At 62.3% G+C, this 996-nt stretch carries 1 pseudogene; it reads left to right on the top strand.

The features are described from left to right. Window positions 1–137: 137 nt before the first annotated feature. Window positions 138–996 (top strand): annotated as a pseudogene (locus tag RhoFasB10_RS25700) (DDE-type integrase/transposase/recombinase); the annotation flags it as partial.

Here is a 996-nt window from a genome sequence, read left to right as displayed (position 1 = left end):
TGACGGCGCTCATCGAAATTCATCACTGACGCTCACTGAAATTCATCACCCGTGTGGCACCGCCAACGAGGGCGGGTCTCCAACGAAGCTGATGGTCTCTGACCACGCACCAGCTACTCGAAGGAGACCCGCTCCTCATGCTTACACGGGAGGAAGACATGGAAGTACACGCCCTACGCAAACGAGGCTGGACGATCTCGGCGATCGCCCGTCACACCGGCCGAGATCGCAACACCATTCGCAGCTACCTTAACGGCACAACTGCCCCTGGAGTGCGCAAACGCAGCGCACCGGACCCATTCGAGGTGTTCCTCGCCTACGTCACCGCCCGGCTGATCGACGACCCGCATCTGTGGGTGCGGACGCTCTGTGACGAACTCGAAGACCTCGGATACACGCTGTCGTATCAAACCCTGCACCGCAAGATCCGCGAGTTGAAACTACGTCCCGTCTGCCACGCATGTGCGACCGCCACCGCGAGACCCAATGCGGTGATCGATCATCCACCAGGCGAAGAGACACAATGGGATTGGGTCGACCTACCGAATCCACCCGCCTCGTGGGGGTGGGGAACGACGGCGCACTTGTTCGTGGGAACTCTCGCCAATTCCGGCAAGTGGCGTGGAATCCTCGCACCTGCGATGACCCAGCCTCATGTGGTCGACGGCCTCGACCGAATCTGTCGCGGACTGGGAGGCGTAACACGGGTGTGGAGGTTCGACCGGATGGCCACGGTCTGCCACCCCGAGTCCGGCCGAGTCACCGCCAGCTTCGCCGGTGTCGCGAAACACTACGGTGCATCCGTTGCGATCTGCCCACCGAGGCGCGGTAACCGCAAAGGTGCGGTAGAGAAGGCGAATCACACTGCAGCACAGCGTTGGTGGCGCACTCTCGCTGACGACCTGACCGTCGAGGGGGCACAAGCAAATCTCGATCGGTTCTGCAGTCTGCGCGGCGACACCAGGTTGCGGCCGACGAAGGACGGCCGAGCATCGG

This window comes from Rhodococcus sp. B10 (assembly GCF_011770055.1).
In the GTDB taxonomy this organism is placed as follows: Bacteria; Actinomycetota; Actinomycetes; order Mycobacteriales; family Mycobacteriaceae; genus Rhodococcoides; species Rhodococcoides kyotonensis_B.
This window is presented reverse-complemented; position numbering and strand designations above follow the sequence as displayed.